This window comes from Ralstonia sp. SET104, from assembly GCF_003851545.1.
Taxonomy (GTDB): domain Bacteria; phylum Pseudomonadota; class Gammaproteobacteria; order Burkholderiales; family Burkholderiaceae; genus Ralstonia.
Window position 1 is genome coordinate 121,827 of the sequence record NZ_BHVX01000013.1, and the last position, 26,283, is coordinate 148,109.

27 protein-coding genes are annotated in these 26,283 nt (G+C 64.1%); 8 read left to right on the forward strand and 19 right to left on the reverse strand.

Annotated elements, in window-relative coordinates; translation table 11 throughout:
- Positions 1-32 precede the first annotated feature (32 nt).
- From argG to murB, 3 genes are all read right to left on the reverse strand, one after another.
- Positions 33-1,370, reverse strand: a complete 1,338-nt coding sequence (gene argG / locus PSUB009319_RS16970; protein WP_124383366.1) for an argininosuccinate synthase — start codon at positions 1,368-1,370, stop codon at positions 33-35.
- A 32-nt stretch (positions 1,371-1,402) separates the two neighbouring features.
- A complete protein-coding gene (locus PSUB009319_RS16975; RefSeq protein WP_124383367.1) occupies positions 1,403-1,720 on the reverse strand; it encodes a pyrimidine/purine nucleoside phosphorylase in 318 nt (105 codons plus the stop codon).
- 159 nt (positions 1,721-1,879) lie between these two features.
- Positions 1,880-2,908 carry a UDP-N-acetylmuramate dehydrogenase gene (gene murB, locus PSUB009319_RS16980; protein ID WP_124383368.1) on the reverse strand — a complete coding sequence of 343 codons (1,029 nt, stop codon included), beginning with the start codon at positions 2,906-2,908 and terminating at the stop codon, positions 1,880-1,882.
- A 115-nt stretch (positions 2,909-3,023) separates the two neighbouring features.
- Between murB and PSUB009319_RS16985 the strand changes: the two genes are divergently transcribed.
- On the forward strand, positions 3,024-3,509 hold the full coding sequence (locus PSUB009319_RS16985; protein ID WP_124383369.1) for a YajQ family cyclic di-GMP-binding protein: 486 nt from the start codon (positions 3,024-3,026) through the stop codon (positions 3,507-3,509).
- A gap of 64 nt (positions 3,510-3,573) precedes the next feature.
- Here PSUB009319_RS16985 and PSUB009319_RS16990 read toward each other — a convergent pair whose 3' ends face one another.
- On the reverse strand, positions 3,574-5,964 hold the full coding sequence (locus PSUB009319_RS16990) for an acylase (RefSeq protein ID WP_124383370.1): 2,391 nt from the start codon (positions 5,962-5,964) through the stop codon (positions 3,574-3,576).
- 134 nt (positions 5,965-6,098) lie between these two features.
- Here PSUB009319_RS16990 and PSUB009319_RS16995 point away from each other — a divergent pair, with 134 nt between their 5' ends.
- Complete coding sequence (locus tag PSUB009319_RS16995) at positions 6,099-7,142, forward strand: GlxA family transcriptional regulator (protein WP_260393018.1); 1,044 nt, start codon at positions 6,099-6,101, stop codon at positions 7,140-7,142.
- On the opposite strand, the gene plsY is transcribed toward PSUB009319_RS16995, so the two are convergent.
- The 7 genes from plsY to queG form a co-directional block, all read right to left on the reverse strand.
- Positions 7,139-7,762: a glycerol-3-phosphate 1-O-acyltransferase PlsY gene (gene plsY, locus PSUB009319_RS17000; protein ID WP_124383371.1), complete on the reverse strand. Its 624-nt coding sequence runs from the start codon at positions 7,760-7,762 to the stop codon at positions 7,139-7,141. The genes PSUB009319_RS16995 and plsY overlap by 4 nt on opposite strands.
- 70 nt (positions 7,763-7,832) lie before the next feature.
- Positions 7,833-8,324, reverse strand: a complete 492-nt coding sequence (gene ybaK, locus PSUB009319_RS17005; protein WP_124383372.1) for a Cys-tRNA(Pro) deacylase — start codon at positions 8,322-8,324, stop codon at positions 7,833-7,835.
- Between the two features lie 22 nt (positions 8,325-8,346).
- Positions 8,347-9,291 carry a site-specific tyrosine recombinase XerD gene (gene xerD, locus PSUB009319_RS17010; protein WP_124383373.1) on the reverse strand — a complete coding sequence of 315 codons (945 nt, stop codon included), beginning with the start codon at positions 9,289-9,291 and terminating at the stop codon, positions 8,347-8,349.
- On the reverse strand, positions 9,288-9,764 hold the full coding sequence (locus PSUB009319_RS17015; RefSeq protein ID WP_124383374.1) for a methylated-DNA--[protein]-cysteine S-methyltransferase: 477 nt from the start codon (positions 9,762-9,764) through the stop codon (positions 9,288-9,290). Before PSUB009319_RS17015 ends, xerD begins: the two co-directional genes overlap by 4 nt.
- A 59-nt stretch (positions 9,765-9,823) precedes the next feature.
- Positions 9,824-10,801, reverse strand: coding sequence for a tripartite tricarboxylate transporter substrate binding protein BugE (locus PSUB009319_RS17020; RefSeq protein ID WP_124383375.1), 978 nt, complete (start codon positions 10,799-10,801; stop codon positions 9,824-9,826).
- A 124-nt stretch (positions 10,802-10,925) separates the two neighbouring features.
- Entirely contained in the window at positions 10,926-11,576 is a 651-nt protein-coding gene (locus PSUB009319_RS17025; RefSeq protein ID WP_124383376.1) for a chalcone isomerase family protein, read from the reverse strand.
- A gap of 258 nt (positions 11,577-11,834) precedes the next feature.
- On the reverse strand, positions 11,835-12,992 hold the full coding sequence (queG, locus tag PSUB009319_RS17030) for a tRNA epoxyqueuosine(34) reductase QueG (RefSeq protein ID WP_124383377.1): 1,158 nt from the start codon (positions 12,990-12,992) through the stop codon (positions 11,835-11,837).
- 16 nt (positions 12,993-13,008) lie between these two features.
- On the opposite strand from queG, the gene tsaE reads away from it, so the two are divergent.
- Genes tsaE through PSUB009319_RS17045 form a run of 3 tightly spaced genes read left to right on the forward strand, consistent with a single transcriptional unit; the run spans position 13,009 to position 15,655 of the window.
- Positions 13,009-13,587, forward strand: a complete 579-nt coding sequence (gene tsaE / locus PSUB009319_RS17035) for a tRNA (adenosine(37)-N6)-threonylcarbamoyltransferase complex ATPase subunit type 1 TsaE (RefSeq protein WP_124383394.1) — start codon at positions 13,009-13,011, stop codon at positions 13,585-13,587.
- Positions 13,581-15,110: an N-acetylmuramoyl-L-alanine amidase gene (locus PSUB009319_RS17040; protein ID WP_124383378.1), complete on the forward strand. Its 1,530-nt coding sequence runs from the start codon at positions 13,581-13,583 to the stop codon at positions 15,108-15,110. Before tsaE ends, PSUB009319_RS17040 begins: the two co-directional genes overlap by 7 nt.
- Positions 15,110-15,655, forward strand: coding sequence for a GNAT family N-acetyltransferase (locus PSUB009319_RS17045; protein ID WP_124383379.1), 546 nt, complete (start codon positions 15,110-15,112; stop codon positions 15,653-15,655). The genes PSUB009319_RS17040 and PSUB009319_RS17045 overlap by 1 nt, the downstream gene beginning before the upstream one ends.
- Here the strand turns inward: PSUB009319_RS17045 and PSUB009319_RS17050 are convergent, their stop codons facing one another.
- On the reverse strand, positions 15,656-16,687 hold the full coding sequence (locus tag PSUB009319_RS17050) for a bile acid:sodium symporter family protein (RefSeq protein ID WP_124383380.1): 1,032 nt from the start codon (positions 16,685-16,687) through the stop codon (positions 15,656-15,658).
- Between the two features lie 119 nt (positions 16,688-16,806).
- On the opposite strand from PSUB009319_RS17050, the gene PSUB009319_RS17055 reads away from it, so the two are divergent.
- Positions 16,807-17,700: a LysR family transcriptional regulator gene (locus PSUB009319_RS17055; RefSeq protein ID WP_124383381.1), complete on the forward strand. Its 894-nt coding sequence runs from the start codon at positions 16,807-16,809 to the stop codon at positions 17,698-17,700.
- A 97-nt stretch (positions 17,701-17,797) separates the two neighbouring features.
- On the opposite strand, the gene PSUB009319_RS17060 is transcribed toward PSUB009319_RS17055, so the two are convergent.
- From PSUB009319_RS17060 to PSUB009319_RS17090, 7 genes are all read right to left on the reverse strand, one after another.
- Positions 17,798-18,556: a 3-hydroxyacyl-CoA dehydrogenase gene (locus PSUB009319_RS17060; protein ID WP_124383382.1), complete on the reverse strand. Its 759-nt coding sequence runs from the start codon at positions 18,554-18,556 to the stop codon at positions 17,798-17,800.
- A gap of 149 nt (positions 18,557-18,705) precedes the next feature.
- Positions 18,706-19,374, reverse strand: a complete 669-nt coding sequence (gene adk / locus PSUB009319_RS17065; RefSeq protein WP_124383383.1) for an adenylate kinase — start codon at positions 19,372-19,374, stop codon at positions 18,706-18,708.
- Between the two features lie 346 nt (positions 19,375-19,720).
- The gene (gene kdsB / locus PSUB009319_RS17070) at positions 19,721-20,527 is read right to left on the reverse strand and encodes a 3-deoxy-manno-octulosonate cytidylyltransferase (RefSeq protein ID WP_124383384.1); all 807 of its coding nucleotides are present in this window, start codon (positions 20,525-20,527) and stop codon (positions 19,721-19,723) included.
- 27 nt (positions 20,528-20,554) lie between these two features.
- Positions 20,555-20,743 carry a Trm112 family protein gene (locus tag PSUB009319_RS17075; protein ID WP_004631803.1) on the reverse strand — a complete coding sequence of 63 codons (189 nt, stop codon included), beginning with the start codon at positions 20,741-20,743 and terminating at the stop codon, positions 20,555-20,557.
- A 70-nt stretch (positions 20,744-20,813) separates the two neighbouring features.
- A complete protein-coding gene (gene lpxK, locus PSUB009319_RS17080; protein WP_124383385.1) occupies positions 20,814-21,863 on the reverse strand; it encodes a tetraacyldisaccharide 4'-kinase in 1,050 nt (349 codons plus the stop codon).
- Positions 21,864-21,876: 13 nt separating this feature from the next.
- Positions 21,877-22,305: a biopolymer transporter ExbD gene (locus tag PSUB009319_RS17085; RefSeq protein ID WP_124383386.1), complete on the reverse strand. Its 429-nt coding sequence runs from the start codon at positions 22,303-22,305 to the stop codon at positions 21,877-21,879.
- A 28-nt stretch (positions 22,306-22,333) separates the two neighbouring features.
- Positions 22,334-22,954, reverse strand: coding sequence for a MotA/TolQ/ExbB proton channel family protein (locus PSUB009319_RS17090; protein ID WP_124383387.1), 621 nt, complete (start codon positions 22,952-22,954; stop codon positions 22,334-22,336).
- A gap of 1,081 nt (positions 22,955-24,035) precedes the next feature.
- Here PSUB009319_RS17090 and xseA point away from each other — a divergent pair.
- Both xseA and sodB read left to right on the forward strand, forming a co-directional pair.
- Positions 24,036-25,448, forward strand: a complete 1,413-nt coding sequence (xseA, locus tag PSUB009319_RS17095) for an exodeoxyribonuclease VII large subunit (RefSeq protein WP_124383395.1) — start codon at positions 24,036-24,038, stop codon at positions 25,446-25,448.
- Positions 25,449-25,598: 150 nt separating this feature from the next.
- Positions 25,599-26,177, forward strand: coding sequence for a superoxide dismutase [Fe] (gene sodB, locus PSUB009319_RS17100; RefSeq protein ID WP_124383388.1), 579 nt, complete (start codon positions 25,599-25,601; stop codon positions 26,175-26,177).
- Positions 26,178-26,283 lie beyond the last annotated feature (106 nt).

Sequence of the window (26,283 nt, forward strand, 5' to 3'; positions counted from 1 at the left end):
AGCGGCCTTTTTCATTGGGAAGCGACTCGCGGTTACTTCTTGCCGCCGTCAAGCTGGGGCAGTGCGTTGCTGGTGCCGAGCGAGAGCAGGCCAGCCTTGGAATAGATGGCCAGCTTGTCGCGCGTGTCCATCAGGTCCAGGTTGCGCATGGTCAGCTGGCCAATGCGGTCGGCCGGGCTGAACGGTGCATCCTCGACCTTTTCCATCGACAGGCGTTCAGGCGCATACGTCAGGTTGGGCGACTCGGTGTTCAGGATCGAGTAGTCGTTGCCGCGGCGCAGTTCCAGCGTCACGGTGCCGGTCACGGCGCGGGCCACCCAGCGCTGGGCGGTTTCGCGCAGCATGATGGCTTGCGGGTCGAACCAGCGGCCTTGGTACAGCAGACGGCCCAGGCGCAGGCCGTTGATGCGGTACTGCTCGATCGTGTCTTCGTTGTGGATGCCGGTGACCAGGCGCTCGTAGGCGATGTGCAGCAGCGCCATGCCCGGTGCTTCATAGATGCCGCGGCTCTTGGCTTCGATGATGCGGTTTTCGATCTGGTCGCTCATGCCCAGGCCGTGGCGGCCGCCGATGCGGTTGAGCTCCAGGAACATCTCGACCGGATCAGCGATTTCGCGGCCGTTGACGGCCACCGGGCGGCCTTCGTCGAAAGTGATCGACACTTCTTCGGCCTTCACTTCGACCTCGGGCTTCCAGAACGCCACGCCCATGATCGGGTTGACGATGCGGATGCCGCTGTTCAGGTGCTCCAGATCCTTGGCCTCGTGGGTGGCGCCCAGCATGTTGGAGTCGGTCGAGTAGGCTTTTTCGGCGCTCATCTTGTAGCCGAAACCTTCCTTCGTCATGAAGGCCGACATTTCGGCGCGGCCGCCGAGTTCGTCGATGAAGGTCTGGTCCAGCCAGGGCTTGTAGATCTTCAGCGCCGGATTGGTCAGCAGGCCGTAACGGTAGAAGCGCTCGATGTCGTTGCCCTTGAAGGTCGAGCCGTCACCCCAGATGTTGACGTCGTCTTCCTTCATGGCGGCGACCAGCATGGTGCCAGTCACGGCGCGGCCCAGCGGCGTGGTGTTGAAGTACGTGATGCCGCCGGTGCTGATGTGGAAGGCACCAGCCTGGATGGCGGCAATGCCTTCATTGGCCAGTTGCGGGCGGCAGTCGATCAGGCGAGCCTTCTCTGCACCGTACTCCATGGCCTTGCGCGGGATGGCATCGTAGTCTTCTTCGTCGGGCTGGCCGAGATTGGCGGTGTAGGCATAGGGCAGTGCACCCTTGTTCTTCATCCAGCGCAATGCTGCACTGGTGTCGAGACCGCCGGAGAAGGCAATGCCGACCTTTTGGCCGACGGGAACGTGTTGCAGGATGGTTTCCATACTCTTTCTCTTCAGATGATCGCTGCGCGCGCTTAGGCGTAGTGGCAGATGTAGTGGTAGGCCTCGGTCACGCGAATGTCGAACTTGGAGTTCGCGGGAACCTGGAAGCGCTCACCGGCGGCAGAGGTCTTCCACTCGTCGGCGCCGTCCAGCTTGTATTCGCAGGAACCGCCCACGCATTCCATGATCTCGGCGGCGGCCGTGCCGAAAGTCAGCGTGGCGGGCAGCACCACGCCCACGGACTTCTTCGTGCCGTCGGGCAGGGTAAAGCTGTGGCTGACGCACTTTCCGTCAAAGTACACATTGGCCTTGGTGGTCAGGCGGACGCCGTCAAAGGTTTCGGTGGTCATGAAATGGAACGCAAAAAAAGGAAAATCAGGGAAGTCGTGGGGGCAAACTCACCATTTTAGGCCATTGGTTCGGCCGCGGGTACGTCAGGCGGGGGCGGCCCGACTGCTGGGCGCGGTAATGTGGCTCAAGATGCTCAAAGAGCCCATCCTCCGGGGCATTCACACCACGACTGGCTCGGGCTCGATGCGCACGCCAAATCGCGCATGAACCGCATCCTGAATCTCGCGTGCCAACGTCATCAACTGGACCGCGCTGCCGCCACCCCGGTGCACCAGCACCAGCGCCTGCTTTTCATACACGCCTACCGCGCCGCTTTGCCTGCCCTTGAAGCCGCATTGATCAATCAACCAGCCCGCGGCGAGCTTGTACGTGCCGTCTGGTTGCGCATAGCCGACCAGATTCGGGAAACGCTCGGCCAATGCATCACGCACGGTGGCATCGACGATCGGGTTCTTGAAGAAGCTGCCCGCGTTGCCGATCTTGGCCGGGTCGGGCAGCTTGCGGCGGCGGATACTGACCACTGCATCGAAGATGTTCTGCGCTGTCGGGCGGGCGATGTTCTGCACGGCCAGTTCGCGTGCGAGTTCGGCGTAGTGCGTGTCGGGCTGCCAATCAACGGGCAGGGCGAATGTCACCTCGGTGATGACGTAGCGATCGGCACCGGCGCGCTTGAAGAGGCTGTCGCGGTAGCCGAAGGCACAGTCGGCAGTATCGAGCGTGACGAACTCACCAGCATGGCGGTCGTACGCGCGCAGGGACTGGAAGCGGTCTTTGATCTCGACGCCGTATGCGCCGATGTTCTGGATGGGAGCTGCGCCCACGGTGCCCGGAATCAGCGCGAGGTTTTCCAGCCCCGGCAAGCCATTGGCGACCGTGTGCGCGACCAGGCCGTGCCACGATTCACCGCCGCCTGCGGTGACGGTGTGCACGGCGCGGCCATCGACGGTGGTCCGGCCGGTGACGATGCCGGGAATCTCCATCAGCAGGACCAGGCCATCAAAGTCACGCGTGAGCACGACGTTGCTGCCGCCGCCCAGCACCAGCACAGGCAGCCCCTGCACGCGCGGATCGGCCAGCGCGGCGGGAATGTCTTCCGGCGCGCGCACGTGCGCGGCGTAACGGGCGGTAGCCTCAAAACGGAACGTGTTGTGCTGGCCTAGGGGATAATGCGTGTCGAGCAACGCCATGGCGCCAAATCTGCTGGGAAAGCCAGGATTATAAAAGCCATGGCGCACGCGGTACCCCATATGGAACATGCAGTGGCTGCCGCAGCAACCCGAACAAGTCTGCAAGGAGAACACGATGCCGTCATTTGACGTGGTATGCGAAGCCAACATGGTGGAAGTGAAGAACGCCGTGGAACAGGCCAACAAAGAGATTTCGACGCGATTTGACTTTAAGGGCTCGGACTCCCGCGTCGAGCACAAGGAGCAGGAACTGACCCTGTTTGCCGACGACGATTTCAAGATCGACCAGGTCAACGACGTGCTGATGAACAAGCTCGCCAAGCGCAACGTAGATGTGCGCTTTCTCGATTATCAAGACAAGCAGAAGATCGGCGGCGACAAGATGAAGCAGGTCGTCAAGATCAAGAAGGGCGTGTCGGGCGATCTGGCCAAGAAGATCGTCAAGACGATCAAGGACAGCAAGATCAAGGTCCAGGCCAGCATCCAGGGCGACGCAGTGCGCGTGACCGGCGCCAAGCGCGATGATCTGCAAAGCGTCATCGCCATGCTGCGCAAGGACGTGAGCGATACACCGCTGGATTTCAACAACTTCCGCGACTAAGCCCATCGCACTCCCACGCAAAACGCCCCGCACGAGCGGGGCGTTTGCATTTGCGGCGATGGATTTATTGCGACAGCTTTGTCACCTTCAGCGCCGGGTCCGCTGCGATAGCGGCCTGCGAGAACGGCAGCCGGTTCCAGCGTTTGGCCGAGAACTCGCGCATCTGGTCGAAGGCGTGCGGCGAAGCCGGGTCACTTGATTCGCCGTAGGTGAGGAGGGCATCGGCTACCGGGCCATGGTCGTCAAACGTGACGGTCTGGATGTAACTGGTGCCGAAATACACCTGCATGCCCTTCGGCCCGATCGGCGTGCTTTGCAGCTTGTTGAGCACGCCTTCGTACTCCTCGCCGCCATGCAGGGCGACGTCGCCGCCCGATGCGTGTGCTGCTTGCACCGTACCCAGCGGCGCGTCCGGCGCGAAGCCAGCGGTGCGCACCGCGCCCACGGCATCCTTCAGTGCCTTGAACACCGCCGTGCGTACGGTTGCGTCACGCATGCGCAGGTTGCGCGGCGTGTGTATCGGGTCAGCCGGGTTGAAGTCGACGGCGTAGACATGCGGGATGTCCTTGGCGCGCATCCAGAACTCGCGGAACAGGTGGGCGGCGCGGGCGTCGACGTTGTCCGTGAGGTTCCACTGCGCAAGGGCAGCACAGCCGTCTCGCACATCGGCATCGACGTTGGCCGTGGCTTTGCAGGCGGCCAGCAGATCATCGCGCACGAGGTGGCCGGCGAGGTTGGCGTCGCGGAAGATCATCGCCTGCAGGTTCGGCAGGTTGATCTTGTTGCCGGCCAGCCCGTCGGTGCCGGTCAGGCGTCGCTCGATCTCGATGATGCCGATGCGGGTGCGCAGGCGTTGCGGCACGTCGGTCGAGCCCATCACCGGCGAGAAGCCCGTCAGCTTCTGCGCCGGGTTGCTCAGCCACGAACTGTCGTTGCTGTTGGCGACGTAGTCGTCACGCTCGAGCACCGGCATGCGTTCGGGCGCCACCAGGCCCGGTACTGGCGACGCCGGATCGGTCTGCCAGTTGCACGCACTGCGCGAGCCGTCGAGCAGCACCAGCCCCACGCCGTGGAACAGCTTGTCCGCCAGCGGTGATGGCGCGCAGCGCTTGAGCGCCTCAGCCGAGACATCGGGCGTGGTCGACACATCCGCAAACAGCGCGCGGCCGTTGCGGTCGGTGGCAATCGTGTTGACCCAGGGGATGCCAAGATTGCTGATCGCTTGGCGGATGTCCGCCACGTCCTTCGCCTGCGCAATATGCAGCCATGTGTCGATGGAGCGCGTGTTGTTGCGGTTGGCGTCGCGCAGCGTGTACGCCTTCTGCGTGGTCCACGGCATGCCGCCCGCGGGCATCGACAGCACCGGGCCGTACACGGTGTCGTAGAAGGTGTGCGTGCGGCGCTCGATGCGGCCGTCCGGCAGCTTCACGTCAAAGGCCACGGTACGCGTGGTCATTTTGCGGGGCTTGCCGTCGATCAGGTAGGTGGTCGGGTCGCCCTCGGCCAGCTTCAGCTCGAACAGCGTGAAGCGGCGGCCGGTGGAAACGGTGTGCGTCCACGCCACGTCTTTGTTGAAGCCGATGCTGACCACCGGGAACGCGGCAATCGACGCACCCATCACATCCAGCTTGCCGGGCACGCTCAGGTGGACCTGATAGAAGCGGTTGGTGGTCGTCCACGGAAAGTGCGGGTTGCCGAGCAGCACGCCGCGGCCGTTGTCGGTGGCGGCCTTGCCGAACGCCCAGCCGTTGGAGCCAATCGGCATGTCGCGCAGTTGCAGGTCGCGATCGAGCGCGGCGGTGTCGATGGCATGCAGCGGGATCGCTTTCGACACCGGCGCACCGCCCGGCGGCTGCGCAGCGACGATACTCGCCAGCATGGCGCCACTGCTGGCCTGGATAGCTTTTTCTTCGCCCATCCGCATCATGTCGGCCAGCGAAAGGGGGCGCACCCAAGCGGCATTGCGGCACGCAGCGGGGCGGTTGGCAGCCGGCGTGTCTTTCAGATAGCGGTTGTAGCCCGCGATGTAGCCGCGCAGCAGCTCGCGTGCTTCAGCCGACATCTGCGCATAGCCGGCGCGCAGGCCCGCCTCGTCGAACGCGCTCTTGAAGAACGCGTCGGCTTGCGTGTTCGGCACCGGCTTGAACGATACGACAACGGTGCCGTCCGGCCCGAACGTCTTCGAGCGCTCGCCATTGACGGTGACGACCTGATCCGCCAGCAGGCAGACGTTGTCTTGCGCATAGGCGTAGGCCATGCCGAAGCCGAGGCTGGCGTAGTCATTGGCGCGGACGTGCGGAATGCCGAAGCGGGTGCGGCTGATTTCCGCTGAGAGGTCGGTGTCCGAAGGCGTGGCCCAGCTACTATCGGCGGTACTTGCGCAGCCGGCCAGCGCCGCAAGCGCGGCCATGGCGAGCGTGCTGCGCAGCGCGAATCCCTGCATGAATTGCTGCATCGTGCGTTGTCTCCAGATGTTGGTGTAGTTATGGGCGACCGCGTCTGAGCGCAGCCACCGTCGCATCCTCAATCGGACAGGTCTGATCTGAAAGAGGCATTCCCGCCAGAGTTGGGGTTAATCCCGCCAGGCAGATGGCAAGCTCGCACCTATACTCGGGCATGCCAAAAATCGACTTGCTGACCTTTCCCGACGCTGGTTTTTCCACGCTGGCAACGGCCGCCGACACGCTCGGCGTGGCCAATGCGCTGGCCTCCATGCAGGCCGGCAAGCGGGCCAATGCCACCAAGACGCCGGTGTTCGGCTGGCGGCTCATCGCGCGGGATCCGGCACGCTGGCAGGCCGCAGCAGAAACGCTCGCCTGCCGCTGTGAGACGCTGGTGGAAGACGATGCCCAGCTTGGCGATGCACTGATCGTGCCGCCGCTGCATTTCGACCACATCGGCACGCTGGAACAGCGCCTGGCCTTGCTGGAGGTGGAGCGCGCCACGATCCGCCGCTATCTGGAGGCAGGGAAACTGGTGGCGTCGCCCTTCACCGGCGTCGCGATGCTGGCCGACGTGCTGCCACCTGGTCAGCGCCTGACCGTCACGTGGCTCATTGCAGGGTGGGTGCAGGGCAATTTTCCGCACCTGAAACCGGCGCCGGCGCAGGCCATCGTCAGCAGTGGCAACGTCATCACCGCGCGGGCGATGGAGCATGGCGTGGCGCTCATGCACCGCGTGGTCGGGCGGCTGCCCGATGCACGGCTCGCGCGCACGCTGGGCAATACGGTGCTCGACCACCCATCACGCGGCGAGGCCATCGGCATCTGGCTGCGCAGCAAACCGGCGATTCGCGATAGCGTCGTGCTGCGCGCGCGACGTTATCTGCAGCAGCATCTGCATGAACCGTTCGATCTGGGGAAACTTGCGGCCGCCGCGTCAACCAGCGAGCGGACGCTGCTGCGGCATTTTACGAAGACGGTGGGGATGTCGCCGCTGCAATTGCTGCACCGGCTGCGCGTGGAGCGTGCGTGTCATCTGCTGGAAGTCAGCACGCTGAGCCTGACGACGATTGCCGAGCAGTGCGGCTATCAGGACATGTCCGCCTTCCGGCGGTTGATCCGGCGGCACACGGGGCGGCCACCGGGAGAACATCGGCGCGCGCATTCGGTGCGCGCCGAGTTGCGAAATTAAGCAGCTTTCTTTTTCTCGCCGATGCGGCTTTCCTTGCCGGCGAGCAGCTTGCCGATATTGGCGCGGTGGCGTGCAATCAGCAGCACCGCCATCAGCGCAACCGCGCCTGCAATCCAGTCGAAGCCGAACATCAGCACGTAGAAGAACGGCGCAAACACCGCCGACACCAGTGCCGCCAACGACGAATAGCGGAAGAAGCCGGCGATGATGATCCAGGTGGCCAGCGTTGCCAGCCCCAGCCACACGTTCAGCGCCAGCAGGATGCCCGCCGCCGTGGCCACGCCCTTGCCGCCGGCAAAGCGGTGGAATACCGGATACAGGTGGCCCAGGAACACGGCGATCACCACCAGCGCGATGCCGGTCTCATCCACCCCAAAGCGCGGGGCCAGCAGTTGCGCCAGCCATACCGCCAGCCAGCCCTTAGCCGCATCGCCCAGCAGCGTGAGGATCGCGGCCTTCTTGTTGCCCGAGCGCAGCACGTTGGTGGCACCCGGATTCCCAGAACCGTAGGTGCGCGGGTCAGCCAGGCCCATTGCGCGGCTTACCACTACGGCAAACGAGATCGAGCCGATCAGGTAGGCGGCCACGGTAAAAAAGACGGTTGCGACGACTGACGACATAGGTGTTCTGAGAATTCAGGCTGCGGGATTGTAGCGTGGCCGCAAGCGTGCCCCAGCCGCCGCGTTCGTTTCAATCGGGGTTTGCACAATTGACGGGCTGCGCATTCAGCACCGTGGTCAGCGCACTCGGCGCGATGCTCACCAGAAAGCCGCGCCGCCCGCCGTTGATGTAGATGCGCTCCAGCGCCAGCACGGACGCCTCCACATACACCGGCATCGCCTTGCGCACGCCAAACGGCGACGTGCCGCCGACCAGATAACCGCTGTGCCGCTGCGCCACTTCGGGCTTGCACGGCTGCACGCTCTTGCGGCCGGTCTGGCGCGCAAGGTTCTTGGTGGAAACCGAACAATCGCCGTGCATCAGCACGATCAGCGGCTTGGCGTGCTCGTCTTCCATCACCAGCGTCTTGACGACGGCGTGTTCGTCCACGCCGAGCTGGCGCGACGATTCGGTCGTGCCGCCGTGGTCGACGTAGTCATAGGTGTGTTCGGTAAAGGCGACGCCGTGGGCTTTGAGGAATTGCGTGGCGGGCGTCTCGGAAACGTGTTTGGTCTTGCTCATGTGGGGCAGGAAAGCGTGATCGCTATCCGCGCGGATGATGCTGCGCATGCAGCGTGCGCAGCCGCTCGCGCGCAACGTGGGTGTAGATCTGCGTGGTGGAAATATCCGCGTGGCCGAGCAGCATCTGCACCACGCGCAAATCCGCCCCGTGGTTGAGCAAGTGCGTGGCGAACGCGTGCCGCAGCGTGTGCGGCGACAGCGGCGCGTGAATATCGGCCAGCAGCGCGTAGCGCTTGATCAGGTACCAGAACGCCTGACGTGTCATGCCATCGCCGCGCGCGGTGACGAACAGCGCATCAGCGGTGCGCTCGCCCAGCAACGCTGCGCGGCCCGTTTGCCGATCCTGGAGATAGCGCCGCAGCCAATCGCCGGCCTCGGCGCCAAACGGCACCAGTCGATCCTTGCCGCCCTTGCCGCCGATCACGCGTACCACGCCTTCGTTCAGGCCAACCTCCACCGTCTTCAACCCGACGATTTCCGACACGCGCAAACCGCTTGCGTACATCAGCTCGATCATCGCGCGGTCGCGCAGGCCGAGCGGCGTATCGACATCAGGAGCATTGAGGAGCGCCTCGATCTGCGCTTCGGACAACGTCTTTGGAAAACGCGGCGGCTGCTTGGCCGTGGGCAGCAGGCGCGATGGATCGGTGCTCACCACGTGCTCGCGCAACGCCCACTGGAAGAAGCGCTTGAACACCGTGCGGCGCCGGTTGGCGGACGATGCGCGGCTTTGGGCATGGCGCGCGGCGAAGTAGTCGGCAAGGTCACCGTCTTCGGTTTCGGCGATGGACTTGCTGCGCTCGGCCAGCCAGTGCGCGTAGAGCGTCAGGTCGCGCCGGTACGCATCGAGCGTGTTGCGCGCGAGGCCGTCTTCGAGCCACAGCGCATCACAGAAGCGCTGGATGGCGTCTGCGCTTTGCGGCGGCAGGGCGGCGGCTTCCGCCAGGTTGGATGCAGCCTTTCTCATATCAGCATCACGCCTTCGTGGCGCAGCAGCCAGTGCTTGATGTTCAGCAGATAGCCATCGGTATGGTGCGAGAACCCGCCGATGCCCGACGCGCTCACCACACGGTGGCACGGGATGAGAATCGGAAACCAGTTGTCGCCACACGCCTGGCCCACCGCGCGTGGCACGCTGCCGATCTGCTTGGCGATGGTGCCGTAGGTGATGACGCTGCCGCATGGGATGGCGCTGATGGCATTCCACACGCGCTGCTGGAAATCCGTACCGGCAGGCGCGAGCGGCACGTCGAAGGTGACGTCAGGGTTGTCGTAATACGCGTCGAGCTGACGAGCGAGCTTGCCGATCAGCGCGTTGCTGGAGTCGATGGTGAGGGTGCTCTTCGGCAGGTAGACGAGTTCACGCAACGCGCCGTTGACCATGCGCACGCCCAGCTTGCCGAAGGGCGCGTCGAGAACGGCATCGAAAGGGGATGGCATGACAGGGGCCGACGCAAAAACAATCCACCGAATCTAGCACAGGCCCCGGGAGGGTACGGCTACTGCTCCAGCTTGATGTTCTGCCGCTTGACCAGCGAGCGCATCTTGTCGAACTCGCGCTTGATCTCGGCCGTGTACTGCTGCGGCGTGTTGCCGACCGGTTCTGCGCCGGCACCACGGAAGCGGTCAACCAGTCCAGGATCCTTCAGCGCTTTCACCGACGCCTCGTGCAGCTTGCGGATGATTTCGTCCGATGTACCGGCCGGTGCGACGAGGCCGTACCACGCCGGGTCATTCGCATCCTTCAGGCCGACTTCGGCAAAAGTGGGCACGTCGGGCAGGCTGTCGATGCGCTTGTTCCACGCCACCACGATCGGGCGCAGCTTGCCAGCCTTGATGAACTGCATGGATGAGGGCAGGTTGTCGACCATGATCGGCACCTGGTTGGCCAGCACGTCGTTCAGCGCCGGGCCCGCGCCGCGATACGGCACATGCACCATCTGCGTCTTGGTCAAGACCTTGAATTCTTCACCCAGCATGTGGCCGATGCCGCAGGTGCCAGAGGTGGCGAACGAATATTTGCCCGGATTGGCCGTCAGCACTGCCACGAATTCCTTGTAGTTCCTGGCCGGGAAGGTCGGGTTGACCGCAATCACGTTGGCCACCGTGGCCAGATTGGTGATGGGCTTGAAATCCTTGAGCGGATCGTACGAGAGCTTTGGGTTGCACGCCGGGTTCACGGCATGCGTGGAAACGGTAGCGATGCCGATCGTGTAGCCATCCGGTGCGGCCTTGGCGATGGCATCCGCGCCGATTGAACCGCCACCGCCGCCCTTGTTTTCCACCACCACCGCCTGGCCCAGCGCCTTGGAAAGCTGGTCGGCCACACTGCGCCCGACGATGTCGGTCGTGCCGCCCGGCGGAAACGGAATGATGAGCTTGACTGGCTTGGCAGGGTAGTTGTCGGCCAGCGCCGGCCCGCACAACAGCGTTCCGATGGTCGCGATCAGGCCGGCGGCCAGGCGTCCCTTGGTCATCGTTATCCTCCTTGTGGCTTCGTGTGCGGTTTGCGTTCTTCTGGGGAAATTGCTGAATAGCACAACTGCAAACGCCAACCACGGGGCAACCGGGGAAACCCTGAAAAGCCGATCGTCAGGATTGTCAGGTTCCGAGCAACCCGCTTTTCAGGTCGCGGTCGACCGGGTTGTTGCCGATAAAGATGCTGAGCACGGCCTGATAGAAATCTTCGCCGGGGATGGCCTTGGCGCGTGCCACGCCGTTGATGCTGACGGTGGTGCCGGCCTCGGGCGCGTAGTCGAAGTTGATGGTGTCGCCGCGCTTGGTCGAGCCAATCTGGCGCATCGCGTCTTCAAGCTGCGTCAGGCGGTCAGCCAGCTTTTGCACTTGAATTTCGGTCTGGTTGCGGTGGATGCCGTCGTTCAGCGCGTGGATGAAGGTGTCGGCGCCCACGTTGCGCAATGGGTGGATCTGCAGCCGTTTCGGCCCCTTCATGCCGAGAATGACTGCCGCGTTCTTCGCGCGCTCGGGCAAGTACAGCCCTGCCACGTAGCCCTTGATAACGAACACCGAGCGCAGCCCTGTGCCGTTGAGCAGTAGTTCGCGGCCAGCCACACGTGCGGCGTCGTCGAATGGCACGCCCTCGACGTTCACCGCGGCCCATGCCGGCGCCGCGCACGCGGTGCAGAGCACCGCGCCCATCACACCACCGCGCCAGGCGCGTGCCATCAAAGATGAGCGGGCGCACACGGCAAGCTGCAATGCGCGACAAAGATCAACAAGGGCGGAAAACATCGAAGTGAGCGGTTTGGGATTAAGCCGTCATTTTCCCGATATTTCATTTGCAAACAATTGGTGTCTGCCCTGATGCGCAAGCGTTTGCGTACTAGGCGGTATAAGGTCCTGCTGGCGTTAGCGTTAAGCGGGCATTCATGGCTTTGTGCTAGACGCAGATTGTTTTGTTTTTAAAACAATCTGCGCGGCGGCTTGGAGCGTCAAATTAAAGATGCATCACAATCGTGATGCGCTGGTGTACGTAACCCGAGCGAGTGCTCACGTCGTTGGTGCCAGCGCCCAGGCTACGTGCTCACGCACCAGTTCGGAGGTGTCCCCGGTGCGTGCGTGCAGTGCAGCGGTGAGTTGTATGCGCGTGGCGTCTGTCAGCGGGCCACGCAGTGCGTTGCCGAGTGACACGGCAATGTTGCGCAGCCAGCGCTCATGCCCGATGCGGCGGATCGGGCTGCCTTCCAGCCGCTGGTTGAACTCGGCCTCGGTCCAACTGAACAGCTCCGCCAGCGTGGCTGCATCCAATCCGTTGCGCACGTCGAAGTCGGGCAGATTGGCCGGCACCGCGAACTTGTTCCACGGGCAGATGAGCTGGCAGTCGTCACAGCCGTAGACGCGGTTGCCCATTGCCGCGCGCAGCTCGACCGGGATGCTGCCTTTGTGTTCGATGGTCAGGTACGAGATACAGCGGCGCGCGTCGACCGTATACGGCGCAACGATGGCCTGCGTGGGGCACACGTCGATGCAGCGCGTGCAGTTGCCGCAATGGGGCTCCACGGGTGGGTCAACGGGGAAGGGCAGGTCGATCAGGATTTCACCGAGGAAGAACATCGAGCCCGCATCGCGGTCGAGCAGCAGTGTATGTTTGCCGCGCCAGCCGAGGCCGCCGTTGCTGGCCAATGCCACTTCCAGCACCGGCGCCGAATCAGTGAACACGCGAAAGCCATACGGGCCGACGGCGCCGGCAATCCTTTCCGCCAGCTTCTGCAGGCGTTGGCGCAGCACCTTGTGATAGTCGCGGCCGCGGGCGTATAGCGAGATGGTCGCGTCTTCGGGACGGCGCAGGCGGTCCCATTCGACCGTACGCCAATCGCTGCGGGCCGTGTGCGGATCGGTCAGATGTGGCAGATACGGCATCCGCGCGACGATCGCGCGTACCGTTCCGGCAACAAGTTCGGCCGGGCGTGCGCGGAGCATGCCATGGTTCGCCATATAATCCATGTCACCGTGAAACCCCTGCGCAAGCCATGTCTGGAGCCCTTCTTCAGCGTGCGACAGGTCGACATCGGCGATGCGGATCGCATCGAAACCGAGTTCGGCGCCCCAGGAGCGGATCTGCGCGACAAGCGCGTGCATGCCGGCCTCGTCGGCCGGCAAGCGTGCATCCAGGTTCGTTTCGGGTGATGACGTGGGGGTGGCGGACATGCCCAAATTGTACGCAATGCCCACCGTGCTCCCAGCTAATGCGCCTTCTGGTCTGATCCCTCCGCTCGCCGAGCGTGTTCTTTCGCTCGCCGATGAAGCGGCTACGTCAGCCTTCGGAGCGGCGCTCGCGCAGGCCGTGCTGGCGCTGGGGCCGCGGCCCGTGCAGGTGCAACTCTCTGGCGACCTGGGCGCGGGCAAAACGACGCTCTCGCGTGCCATTCTGCGTGGCCTCGGGCATACCGGGCGTGTGCGCAGCCCCACCTATACGCTGGTCGAGCCATACGACGTGGCCGGAACCACTGGCACACAAAAGGTCTATCACTTTGACCTGTACCGCTTTGCCGATCCCGAAGAATGGACCGACGCCGGCTTCCGCGACTGCTTTGCCGAACCCGCGCTGTGCCTGGTCGAATGGCCCGAGAAGGCGCAGGCACTGCTGGGCACGCCCGATCTGCATCTCGCCTTGTCGGTTGACGTTGTGCACGAAACCTACGATGACGGCGTTGAGCATGCACCGCGCCTTGCGCGCCTCACTGCACGCACGCAAACCGGCCTTCAACTTTTACAGTCGTTGCAACACCTGTTCCCATGCTGATCAAGCATCTGCCTACCGATCAACCGGATGATCCCACCCTGCCGAGCCAGGCCCGCCGCCAATGGCTCACGCGCATGGCCAAGGCAGGTGCAGGCACCGTCATCCTGAGCCTGGCAGGCCCGCAGATTGCGCGCGGCGCCAACATCGTGGCGGTGCGTGTGTGGCCGGCCGAAGACTACACACGCGTAACCATCGAATCCGATGTCGCGCTCAAGGCCACGCACCAGCTCATCAAGGATCCGGACCGCTTGATGGTCGACATTGACGGGCTCGACCTGAACCCGACGCTGCGCGAGCTGGTGGCCAAGATTGCGCCGAACGATCCGTACATCCGCCAGGTGCGCGTGGGCCAGAACCGGCCGAGCGTGGTGCGCCTGGTGTTCGATCTGAAGGAAAGCGTCAACCCGCAGGTGTTCACGTTGCTGCCGATTGCCGGCTATCGCAACCGGCTCGTCTTCGATCTGTATCCAACCAACCCGCCCGACCCGCTGATGCAGCTCGTGCAGGCCACGGAAGGCAAGCAGGAGCGCTTTGCTGCTTCGGGCGGCACGCCGATGCCAGCCCCGTCGGACGACGACGATCCGATCGCCGCGCTAGCCCGCCGTAACAGCGGCGGCAGCCCGGCCAAGTCGCCGGCCGAAGATTCTCACCCGGCGCTCGCCAACCGCACGCCGCCGCGCAAGACACCGCCTGCCACATCCGCGAACCCGCCGTCGACGCTGGCCAACGCGCCGCACACGCCGCCGCTGGAGATCGTTCCCGAGCAGCCCTCATCGTCTGCGTCACGTGCGCCGTCGAACGGCCCGCGCATGCGGCGCCTGCTGACGGTCGCCATCGACCCCGGTCATGGCGGTGAAGACCCAGGTGCCACGGGCGGCGCCGGCACGCACGAGAAAGACGTGGTGCTGTCGATTGCCCGCATGCTCAAGGCCAAGATCGACGCCCAGCCCAACATGCGCGCCATGATGACGCGCGATTCCGATTACTTCGTCCCGCTGGGCGTGCGCGTACAGAAGGCGCGCCGCGTGCAGGCCGATCTGTTCGTCTCCATTCACGCCGATGCGTTTCTCTCGCCGGAAGCGCGCGGGGCGTCGGTGTTCGTGCTATCGGATCGCGGGGCGTCGAGCGCGCAAGCCAAGTGGCTCGCCAACAAGGAGAACGCGGCCGACATGATCGGCGGCGCGAACCTCGGCTCGAAAGATGCGCAGGTCACGCGCGTGCTGCTGGACCTGTCGACCACCGCGCAGATCACTGACAGCATGAAGATCGGCAAGGCGGTGCTGGACCAGATTGGCGGTATCAACCGACTGCACAAGGGCCAGGTTGAGCAGGCGGGCTTTGCGGTGCTCAAGGCGCCCGATATTCCGTCGATCCTGGTCGAGACGGCCTTCATCTCCAACCCGGAAGAAGAAGCCAAGCTCAACGACCTGGGCCACCAGAACCAGTTGGCCGACGCCATCCTGCGCGGCATTCACGCGTACTTTGCCAAGAACCCGCCGCTGTCGCGCAACCCCGGCGTTTGATGACGACGCTTGTGCTACGCGAAGGCGGTGCGTCTGATGCGAGCACCATCGCCGAGATCCACACGCGAAGCTGGCAGAGCGCGTATCGCGGGCTCGGTATCCTGTCCGACGCGTTTCTCGATGGTGCGGCCCGCGCCAACATGCAAACGAAGTGGCATGCGCGTATGGCCGCGCCCGTGGCCGGGCAGCGCGTGTGGTGTGCTGATCTTGACGGCCAGACCATCGGTTTTCTCTGCATGCTGCGTGAAGACGACACGCCCTGGGGTGCACTCGTCGACAACCTGCATCTGCTGCCGGCTTCACGCGGCCATGGCGTTGGCAAGCGTTTGATGGGTGAGGCGGCACGCTGGGCTGCAGCCCAGGGCATCACGCAATTGCATCTGCTGGTGTACGAGGCGAACACCGCCGCCTTCGGCTTCTACGAAACCCTGGGCGGTGTGCCGGTCAGCCGGGACTGGCTGGAGACGGCCGATGGCGGGCATGCATGGGTGCACACCTACCACTGGCCGGAAGCGGGGCTTGCGAGGTTGACGGCTCTGCGTTGATCACGCGGGGCGGCTGGCCGGTGCACCGGCGCTGGCCTCCGCGTGCGCAACACGATCCGCATACTTGCGTGCCAGCGTCGAGCACACGATCAGTTGCAACTGGTGATAGATCATCAGCGGCAGCACGATCAGGCCCAGCGCCGGGTTGCCGACAAACAGGATCTTCGCCATCGGCACGCCATTGGCCAGGCTCTTTTTCGATCCGCAGAACACGGCAGTGATCTCGTCGGCAAGCCTGAAGCCCGCGCGCCGCGAAAGCCACGTCGTCGCACCCAGCACGACAAACAGGAGCGCGCCGCTCATGATCGCTACGGCAACGATGGTTTCCCACGGATACTTTGACCACACGCCCGCGTGCGTCGAATCAGCAAATGAGTTGAACACGATCAGCAAGATCACCGCACGGTCAACCTTGTTGATGATGGCCTTGTATTTTGCGATGAGCCCGCCAATGACCGGGCGCAGCAATTGACCCAGCACGAACGGCAGCAGCAACTGCTCGGCCACGCCCAGCAGGGCCTTGCCCACCGACAGATCCGCACCCGACGCCTGAATCACGAAGCTCATCAGCAGCGGCGTGGCGACCATGCCAATCAGGCCCGAGATGGTCGCGTTGAAGATGGCGGCCGGCACGTTGCCCCTGGCCATCGCAGTCATCGCCACGGAAGACGACACCGTGGACGGCAACGCGCACAGGTAAAACACGCCCAGCAGCAGTTCGGCCGGAATGAACGGCTTGCATACGACGAGGATGACCGCGCCGATCAGCGGAAACAGAATGAATGTGCAACTCTGCACGAACAGATGCAGGCGCCAGTTGCGCGCGCCTTCCACGATCTTCTCGCGCGAGAGCGCCGCGCCGTGCAGAAAGAACACCAGCGACACACCGACGATGGTGACGATGTCCAGCCGCAGCGGGCCATCGCTGGCGCCCAGTGCTGGGAAGAACAGGGCCAGCGCGACCATCACCAGCATGGCGCGAATGAACCCATCGATGTGGGAGAACAGCGGAGACAACAGCGGGATCTTCATGTGCGTGTGCAGTCACCATTACGTGGCGGCGCGGGTTGGATGGCGGGATGGGCGCTATTGCACAACATCCTCATCTAGAATACAAATGCATTGATCGAATCAATTCATACGATACCAGCATGAATGTGACCCTGCGCCAATTGCGCGTCTTCCTGGCTGTGGCGCGCGCGCATAGCTTCAGTCGGGCGGGTGACACCATTGGCCTGACGCAGCCGGCGGTAAGCCGCTCGATTTCCGAACTGGAAGGTGAGTTGGGCTTGAAGCTGCTCGATCGCACCACGCGCGAAGTCGTGTTGACGGAGGCGGGCCGCTCCTTGACGACGGCGCTCGATCGCCTGGTCGCCGATCTGGACGACACGCTGCAACAGGCGCGCCAGGTGGGCGAGCAGCGGCGCGGGCGCGTGGTGGTGGCGTCGAGCCCGACCGTATCAACGCGCTTGATGCCCTTGTACGTGGCTGAGTGTGCACAGCGCTACCCCGACATTCGCATGATCGTGCGCGACTCGGTGCAGGTCGACACGCTGCAGTTGATCCGCACGGGCGGGGCAGATTTCGGCGTGGTAGTTGAGCCGCTCGATACCGAAGGCCTGTGGACCGAGCCGCTGCTGACCGACCCGTTCTGCCTGGTCTGCCGCAAGGATCACCCCTTCGCCCAGCGCAGCAGCGTGCGTTGGAAAGACCTGCATCGCACAGCGGTCGTATTGCTTGACCATGCATCGGGCAGCCGCCCGCTGATCGATCGCATCTTCCTGCGCCACGGCGTGCATCCTGACGTGGCGCAGGAGATGGGCCACAGCAGCGCCGTATTCGGCATGGTGGAGGCGGGCATTGGCGCGGGTGTGGTGCCGTCGCTGTCGTTGCCGCTGCCGTCGTCGTCGCCGTTGGTGGCGGTGCCGCTTGCCCCAAAAGAAACGCGCGCCATTGTGCTGGCGCGTCGGCATGACCGCTCGCTCTCACCGGCGGCCGAGGCAGCGTGGCAGATGATCCGCCGGATGGCGCTGCCAGCCGCTTGATCTGGAACCTGTTCACGACCCGTCGCGCGCGGTTCGAATGTACGGCGAGCATCGCAGGGCCAAGATCGGGCCGCGCAATAGGATCGTGAGCGGGTTCTTATTTCGGCTGCATGCGGATGGCGCCATCCAGCCGGATGGTCTCGCCATTGAGCATCGGGTTCTCGACGATGGCGCGTGCGAGCTGTGCATACTCGGCCGGCTTACCGAGGCGTGGCGGGAACGGCACCATCTTGCCCAGCGCATCCTGTACTTCCTGTGGCATGCCCAGCAGCATTGGCGTTTCAAAAATGCCCGGTGCAATCGTCATCACGCGGATACCGTCGCGCGACAAGTCGCGCGCAATCGCCAGCGTCATCGCCACCACGCCGCCCTTGGACGCCGCATAGGCCGCCTGCCCGATCTGCCCGTCAAACGCCGCCACCGACGCCGTGTTGATGATCACGCCGCGCTCGCCGCCTGCGTTGGGCGTGTTGCCGGCCATGGCCGTCGCGGCCAGGCGGATCATGTTGAATGTGCCGATCAGGTTCACGTTGATCACGCGTGCAAACTGGTCCAGCGGATGCGGCCCGGTCTTGCCCACTGTGCGCGATGCCGTGGCGATGCCCGCGCAGTTCACCAGCCCCCGCAGCGTGCCGAGGGCGGTCGCTGCTTCCACCACGGCTTGCCCGTCGGCTTCCGATGCCACATCGCAGCGCACGAAGCGTCCGCCCAGTTCTTGCGCGAGCGCCATGCCGGCCGCCTCGTTCAAGTCGGCAATCACCACTTTGGCGCCAGCTTCCGCCAGCGTGCGTACCGTGCCCGCTCCCAGCCCCGACGCGCCGCCGGTGACGATGAATACCTGATCGCGAATCTCCATGCCGTGTCTCCTCGTTTGTGGTTTGCCGGTTACTTGACGTTTACGTCAACGTCATATGGTAGCGCGAAGCGGCCGGCGATCGCGCAAAAAAAAAAAGCGCCTCGTGATCGAGGCGCCGTTTCTCTTGGCAGGTCCGTTGCCGGGTGTGCTCAGTCCTGCAGCGCGCCGAACACGCGGGCAGTGATTTCATCCACATTGCCCACGCCGCTGATCGCACGGTACTTTGGCGGTGCAACCTTGGCGGCACTGTTGCCGTTGGCGGCCCACTGCGAGTAGTAATCGACCAGCGGACGCGTCTGGTTCTCATACACGTCCAGGCGCTTGCGTACGGTTTCTTCCTTGTCGTCGTCTCGCTGGATCAGCGGTTCGCCGGTTTCGTCGTCCACGCCTTCGGCCTTGGGCGGGTTGTACTTGACGTGGTACGTGCGGCCCGAGGCCACATGCACGCGGCGGCCGCTCATGCGCTCAATGATGGCATCGAACGGCACGTCGATTTCCAGCACGTAGTCGATCGCCACGGCCGCATCCTTCATGGCTTCGGCTTGCGGAATGGTGCGCGGGAAGCCGTCGAACAGGTAGCCGTTCTTGCAGTCCGGTTGTTGCAGGCGGTCTTTCACCAGGCCGATGATGATGTCGTCCGACACCAGGCCGCCAGCGTCCATCACCTTCTTGGCTTCGATGCCCAACGGGGTGCCGGCCTTGACGGCAGCGCGCAGCATGTCGCCGGTGGAAATCTGCGGAATGCCGAACTTCTCGCAGATGAATTTGGCTTGCGTACCTTTGCCGGCGCCGGGCGCGCCCAACAGAATCAACCGCATGGTGACGAGTTCCTCAAGTTTTCGAATCTTGTCGCGCTGTCAGGCTGTGTGAAGCGCGTTGGGAATCGGTCCGAGGGGGCGGATTCCCAATACGCCTGGTCGTAAAGCCGTGGCGACGCAATTGACGCAAACAGGCAGCCTAGCGGGCGAAGTTGACGCCAGCCTTACCGGACTCTGGGGGATCAGGCGTCCGCCGGACGGCGGCACCCATGGCTCGATTTGTCTCCCTGTCGCCGCTGTAGCGCCTGCGTGGGCGCCGTCATGCGGCTTGTCGTCCTCGCGATTATGCCATGGCGGGGCGGGGGTTTTAGCGGCCCAAAACGCAAAGTTCAGAGAAATCGCGGGCTCAGGGGCCGTCCTGGGCCAGCAATTCGCTCCATGCGGCGCGTACGCGGGCGAGGTCTTCGGGTGTATCAACACCGGCGGCGGGGGCGTCATCGGTGGTCAGCACGGCGATGCGCTCACCGTGCCACATGGCGCGCAGCTGCTCCAATTGCTCCGTTTGCTCGATGGGCGCGGCGGCCAGTTGCGGGAAGCGACGCAGGAAACCGGCGCGGTATGCATAGATGCCGATGTGACGCAGCATGGGCATCGCCGGCAACGGGCGCTCAGCCACGGACCGCGCCATGACGGCGGGCGTCCAGGTGTCGCGCGCCCAGGGCAGCGGCGCGCGCGAGAACAGCAGTGCGCGGTCTGCGGCATCCAGCACGACCTTCACGACGTTCGGGTTGAACACGTCGGCCGGGTTATGGATCGGGTGAGCGGCGGTGGCGATAGCGCAGTCGGGATGGTCGCGCAAATGGGCGGCCACGTTGTCGATCAGCGTTGGGGCGATCAGCGGTTCGTCGCCCTGCACGTTGACGACGATGGCGTCATCGGGCAAGCCCAGCACGGTGGCCACTTCAGCCAGGCGATCGGTGCCGGAGGCGTGGTCGGCGCGCGTGAGCACGGCTTCCACGTGATGCTGCATGCAAGCGTCGGCCACCGAGGCGGCATCGGTGGCAACCACCACGCGTGCGGCGGACGACTGGTGCGCACGCTCCGCCACGCGCACCACCATCGGCTTGCCGTCGATGTCGGCCAGTGGCTTGTTGGGCAGCCGCGTGGACGCCAGCCGCGCGGGAATGACAGCGATGAACGGCGCGTGCGACATGGTGATGACCTTGCTTGCGACTTGCGATCAGGCCGGATCGACCGGCGTGCCTTCCACGGTCTGGCGCGCTTCATCGGCCAGCATGACGGGAATGCCGTCGCGGATCGGGTAGGCGAGCTTGTCGACGTGGCAGATCAGTTCGTTGTTGGCGCGGTCGTGTTGCAGCGTGCCCTTGCACAGCGGGCAGACGAGGATTTCCAGCAGGCGGTTGTCCATGACGGTAGAGGCTCCGGGGCGGCCGCTCAAACCGGGCGGCACGCCAATACAGCGGATGAGGCAGAGGGTTTTATTGTGCGCTCGCCGCGAGCGTAGCGCGATCGGCCAGGGCGCGCACGCGCTGGCAGACCTGTTCGACCAGCGCCGGGTCGACCACCGGTGTGGTCGGCACCACCCAGATGCGCGGGTCGTCGAGATGGCCGCATTTTACGGCATCCTTTTCGGTAATCAGGATTACCTCGGCGTGGCTGTCAGTGAAAGGGCTGTCGGCGAAATCGTAGTGATCCGGCAGCGGCAGCGTGCTGGGCTTCAGGCCCGCGACACGCAGCGAGGCGAAGAAGCGCTCGGGGTTGCCGATGCCTGCGGCGGCCAACAGTTGTTCGCCCTCGACGCGCGCGAACTGGGCGAGCGGTCGGCGCAGCGCTGGGTCGGCCAGGTTGTAGGCGTCCTGCAGCTCGAGGTGCATGCCGAAGATGTTCGGGCGGTCGGGCGTGGCGCGGTAGTTGGGGTCGTTGATGAGCGTGGCGTCGCGGCGGCGGGTCATCGGCTCGCGCAGGGGGCCGGCGGGCAGCAGGAAGCCGTTGCCGCCCATGCGCACGTCGAACACGATGATTTCGATATCGCGGCGCAGGCGGTAGTGCTGCAGGCCGTCGTCGCAGACGATGACGTTGCAGCCGGGGTGTGACGCCAGCAGCGTCTGCGCGCACAGCACGCGGTCGGGGAAGACCCACACGGGCAGATCGGTGGCACGCGCGATGAGCAGCGGTTCATCGCCAACGTCTTCCGCGCGGGAGTGTTCGCGCACGGGGCGCGGATGCTTCAGTTGCGCACCGTAGCCGCGCGAGACGATGCCCGGTCGCAGGCCGGCTTCAGCCAGTGCCGATGCCAGCGCAATCACGGCGGGTGTTTTGCCGGCACCGCCCACGGTGACGTTGCCGATCACGACCACCGGCATCGGCAAACGCACCGAGCGCATCCAGCCCAGGCGGAACAGCAGCCGGCGCAGCGCGCTCACGCCCCCAAACAGCCACGACAGCGGCCACATCACCCACGCAAACCAGCCTCGTTGCTGCCATTGGCGGGTGACGAAACTGGCGAGGCGGTGTTGGGCGACGGGCATGCAGTCTGAGTGGTTACCGGGCGTTGCCGGTTTGGGTGGCAAAGGTCAAGTGCGACAGGCCGGCCACGCGCGCGGCTTCCATGACATTGACCACGGCTTGATGCGCGGCTTGCGCATCGGCGTTGACGATGACGATGGGCTCGGGGCCGCTGGCCTTGCCTGCCGCATTGCGCAGGGCGTCGGCCAGGCTGGTCACGTCGCGCGTGTCGAGGACCTGCTTGTCGACAGAGTAGACGCCGTTGGCGGTGATGGACACGACGATCTGGCCTGGGCGCTCGGTGGCTTTTTCAGCCTCGGCGGTGGGCAGGTTGACCTTCAGTTCGGTGTAGCGGGAATACGTGGTCGTGATCATCAGGAAGATGAGGATCACGAGCAGTACGTCGATCAGCGGGATCAGGTTGATCTCCGGCTCTTCGCGGGCACGGCGCGGGCGGAAGCGCATGGCTGTTTCCAGTAAGGCGTTGCCCGGATCAGCCGCGCCGCGGCGGCAGGATCGCGTCGAGGTACGTGGTGGAGAGGTGCTCCAGTTCGACCACATAGTTGTCGACCATGCCACGGAAGTAGCGCCAGAAGATCAGCGTCGGGATCGCCACGACCAGGCCCAGCGCGGTGTTGTACAGCGCGACGGAGATACCGTGCGCCAGCGCTTGGGGGTTCGTGCCGGCGGCGGTCTGGCTGCCGAAAATTTCGATCATGCCGACCACGGTGCCGAACAAGCCCATCAGCGGCGCCACCGAGGCGATCGTGCCGAGCGCATTCAGATAGCGCTCCAGGCGGTGGGCGACGTTCTGGCCGGCTTCTTCCACCACTTCCTTGGCGGCGTCGCGCGTGGTGTTGGGATGCAGCACCACGTGGCGCAGGGCGGCGGCCAGCAGGCGGCCCAGCGGCGAGCCCTGTTCCAGCGTGTTCACGACTTCCGGCGTGGCGCGGCGCTGATGCGCGACGGACAGCGCCTCGTCATACACCTTGGGCGGAATGATTTTCTTGCGTTGCAGGGCGACGAAGCGTTCGATGATGAGCGCGAGCGCGAGCACCGAGGCGATCAACAGCGGCCAGATTGGCCAGCCGGCGGCTTGAATGATGGAAAACACTGGACAACCCGTTTTGTCGTTGTGGAAGGAGTGTGATTTTGGTTTGCTGCTCATGCCGTCCGCGTCCCCGAACGCGGTACGTTGCGGCAAAAACAGGCAGCACTCTAGCGCGTCGGAACTGCCTCGGCAACACGATGGCGCAGCGCCGCGACATGCCCGGTCGATGGTCAACGTGGTCAACGCGCTGTCACGAAACACGCCCTGCCGGTTAATCCACAACCACGCGGGACAGTCTTGTGGACGGGGTGTGGACATTGCCCGAACAAGCAAGCTAAGTGCTTGATGTAAAAGGGGGTTCGGTGCGTCGCTTAAAAATTGGGCAATCGGGGTTGGGACGGCGGTTTTTGCCGAAAAGTCATGAGAGCGCGATTTTGTTGGCGACAATCCACACCGGAGCGGGACAGTCTTGTGGACGGGTTGTGGACATCGTCCGAACAAGCACGCTAAGTGCTTGATCTACAAAGACGCCTATGCTGTCGCTCAAAAAATGGGCAATCGGGGTTTGGGCAGCGGTTTTGACAGAAATGCCCCTCAGGATGCGATTCTCACGACGATAATCCACACCGTCACGGGATAGTCTTGTGGACCGGTTGTGGACATTGCCCGGACAAGCATCTTAAGTGCCTGATTCAAAAGGGTGTTCGATGGGTCGCTTAAAAAATGGGCAGCCTGGGTTTTGCACGGTCTTGAGCGGAGCGGTGGATCAGGTGGACGGTTTTCCACCGCCGATTTATCCACTGCCCAGGCGTCACACCACGGTTTTCCAGGGATGCTGTGGATAACTTTGTGAACATCCTTGGGGCGCTTGCGCTAAATGCTTGACGCAGAACGAAATTACTTGCGCTGCTGAAATTTTGACACAGGTATATTTTTCATAAAAATCAATAGGTTGCGCCAGAATGGAGGGGGTGCGTCACCTGACCCCTGTCAAGCTTGACAACCACGTTATGCTGTGGACAGGTAGCCCACCCAGCGTGAATTACCTCCCCTATTCAAGGTAGAAGTCGCCCTGAAGCCTCATCGTTTTGCGCTCCACACACCACTCATGACCCCGCCGCCGTCTTCCCGCCGCCCATTCTGGATGGATGCGCCTGCGCCCGCGCCCGCATCCACAGATAAGGCGTCGGCAGCATTTGCCGCCTCTGCGCCCGCACCAAATCGGGGAGCGCAGGATGTGCTCACCGTCAGCGACGTCAACCGGCGCATTGCCGGGCTGCTTGAGAGCAACTTCCCGCTGGGCTGGGTGCGCGGCGAGATTTCCAATTTCACGCGGGCGGCCAGCGGCCACTGGTATTTCTCGCTCAAGGATGCGGGCGCGCAGATCCGCTGCGTGATGTTCAAGGGCCGCAATCAGTACGCCGATTTCACCCCGCGCGAGGGCGAAGCTGTTGAGGTGCGTGCGCTGGTAACGCTGTACGAGGCGCGCGGCGAATTGCAGTTAAGTGTCGAGGCCATTCGCCGTGCCGGCCTGGGCAATCTGTACGAGGCCTTCCTGCGGCTGAAAGCCGCGCTGGAGGCGCAAGGGCTGTTTGATGCCGAGCGTAAGCGCCCGCTGCCGCGGCATCCGCGCGCCATTGGCGTGGTGACGTCGCTGCAGGCGGCGGCCTTGCGCGATGTGCTGACCACGCTGCACCGCCGCGCGCCGCATGTGCCCGTGGTGGTCTATCCCGTGCCGGTGCAGGGTGCCGGTGCGTCGGAGCGCATCGCCGCGATGCTCGACACGGTCAATGCCCGGGCAGAGGTCGACGTCGTCATCCTGTGCCGGGGCGGCGGCAGCATTGAAGACTTGTGGGCTTTCAATGAAGAGCCGGTCGCGCGCGCGGTGGCCGCGTCGACGATTCCCATCGTGGCTGGTGTCGGCCACGAGACAGATGTGACCATCGTCGATTTCGTGGCCGACGTGCGTGCACCGACGCCCACCGGCGCCGCCGAACTGGTCAGCCCAGACCGCGCCCGCATGCTGCGCGACGTGGCGCGCGACTGGGATGCGCTCTGCGCGCAGTTCCGCCGCCAACTCGATCGCCGCGCACAGGCGACCGATTGGCTCGCACGCCGCCTGCGTAGCCCGCAAGCGCAGATGCGCGAGCGCCGCACGCAACTCGCTCACCTCGAGGGCCGCCTGCGCTTTGCCCTGACCGGCCGCGTGCAGCGCGCAGAACACGCGCAGCGTCTGCTGACGATGCGAATGACCGCCGCCCGCCCGGATGCCACGCGAGAACGCGCTCGCTTGCAACAGACGGAAGCGACGCTGGCACGCGTCATGCGGGACACGCTGGCCCGCGCAGAGGATCGCCTGGCACGTCAGCACAGCGGCCTGGAGTTGCTGGCACCGCAGCGTACGCTGGAGCGTGGCTATGCGGTGTTGCTTGACGCCAAAGGGCACGCGATTCGGGATCCGAATGCGTTGCATGCCCGGGCACGCATCGAGGCCCGGCTGGCGCAAGGCGCGGTCGATATCGAAATCGCCCAAGTGCAGCCCAAGCTCGAACTGTGACCGGCGCATGACCCTATCGCCGCAATTGCTGCGATTCCGCACGTGTTTCGCGGGTATTCCGACTATTTGGCATGCGGTTTGCGCCGGTTTTGCAAGTCTCCTACAATCGTCGCTCCCAACCCACGCAACAACCCACAGAAGGCAAGAACAATGGAACACACGCTCCCCCCGCTGCCGTACGCACTCGACGCCCTGGCTCCGAGCATCTCCAAGGAGACGCTGGAGTTCCACTACGGCAAGCATCACCAGACCTACGTCACGAACCTGAACAACCTGATCAAGGGCACGGAGTTCGAGAACCTGAGCCTGGAAGATATCGTCAAGAAGTCCTCGGGCGGTGTGTTCAACAACGCCGCGCAGGTGTGGAACCACACGTTCTACTGGAACGGCCTGAAGCCGAACGGCGGCGGCGCTCCGACCGGCGCCGTGGCTGACGCCATCAACGCCAAGTGGGGCAGCTTCGACAAGTTCAAGGAAGAGTTCACCAAGACGGCCGTCGGCACCTTCGGTTCGGGCTGGGCTTGGCTGGTGAAGAAGGCCGATGGCTCGCTGGATCTGGTGTCCACCTCCAACGCCGCCACGCCGCTCACGACTGACGCCAAGGCCCTGCTGACCTGCGACGTGTGGGAACACGCCTACTACATCGACTATCGCAACGCCCGTCCGAAGTACGTCGAGGCGTTCTGGAACCTGGTCAACTGGGACTTCGTGGCCAAGAACTTCGCCTAAAGCGAATCGCTCGTCGCCCCAAGAAAAAACCTCCGCACTGCGGTAATGCCGTTCAGTTAAGACCTGAACGGCATTTTTGTTTTTAGGGGTTGGAGTTGTAAACAGA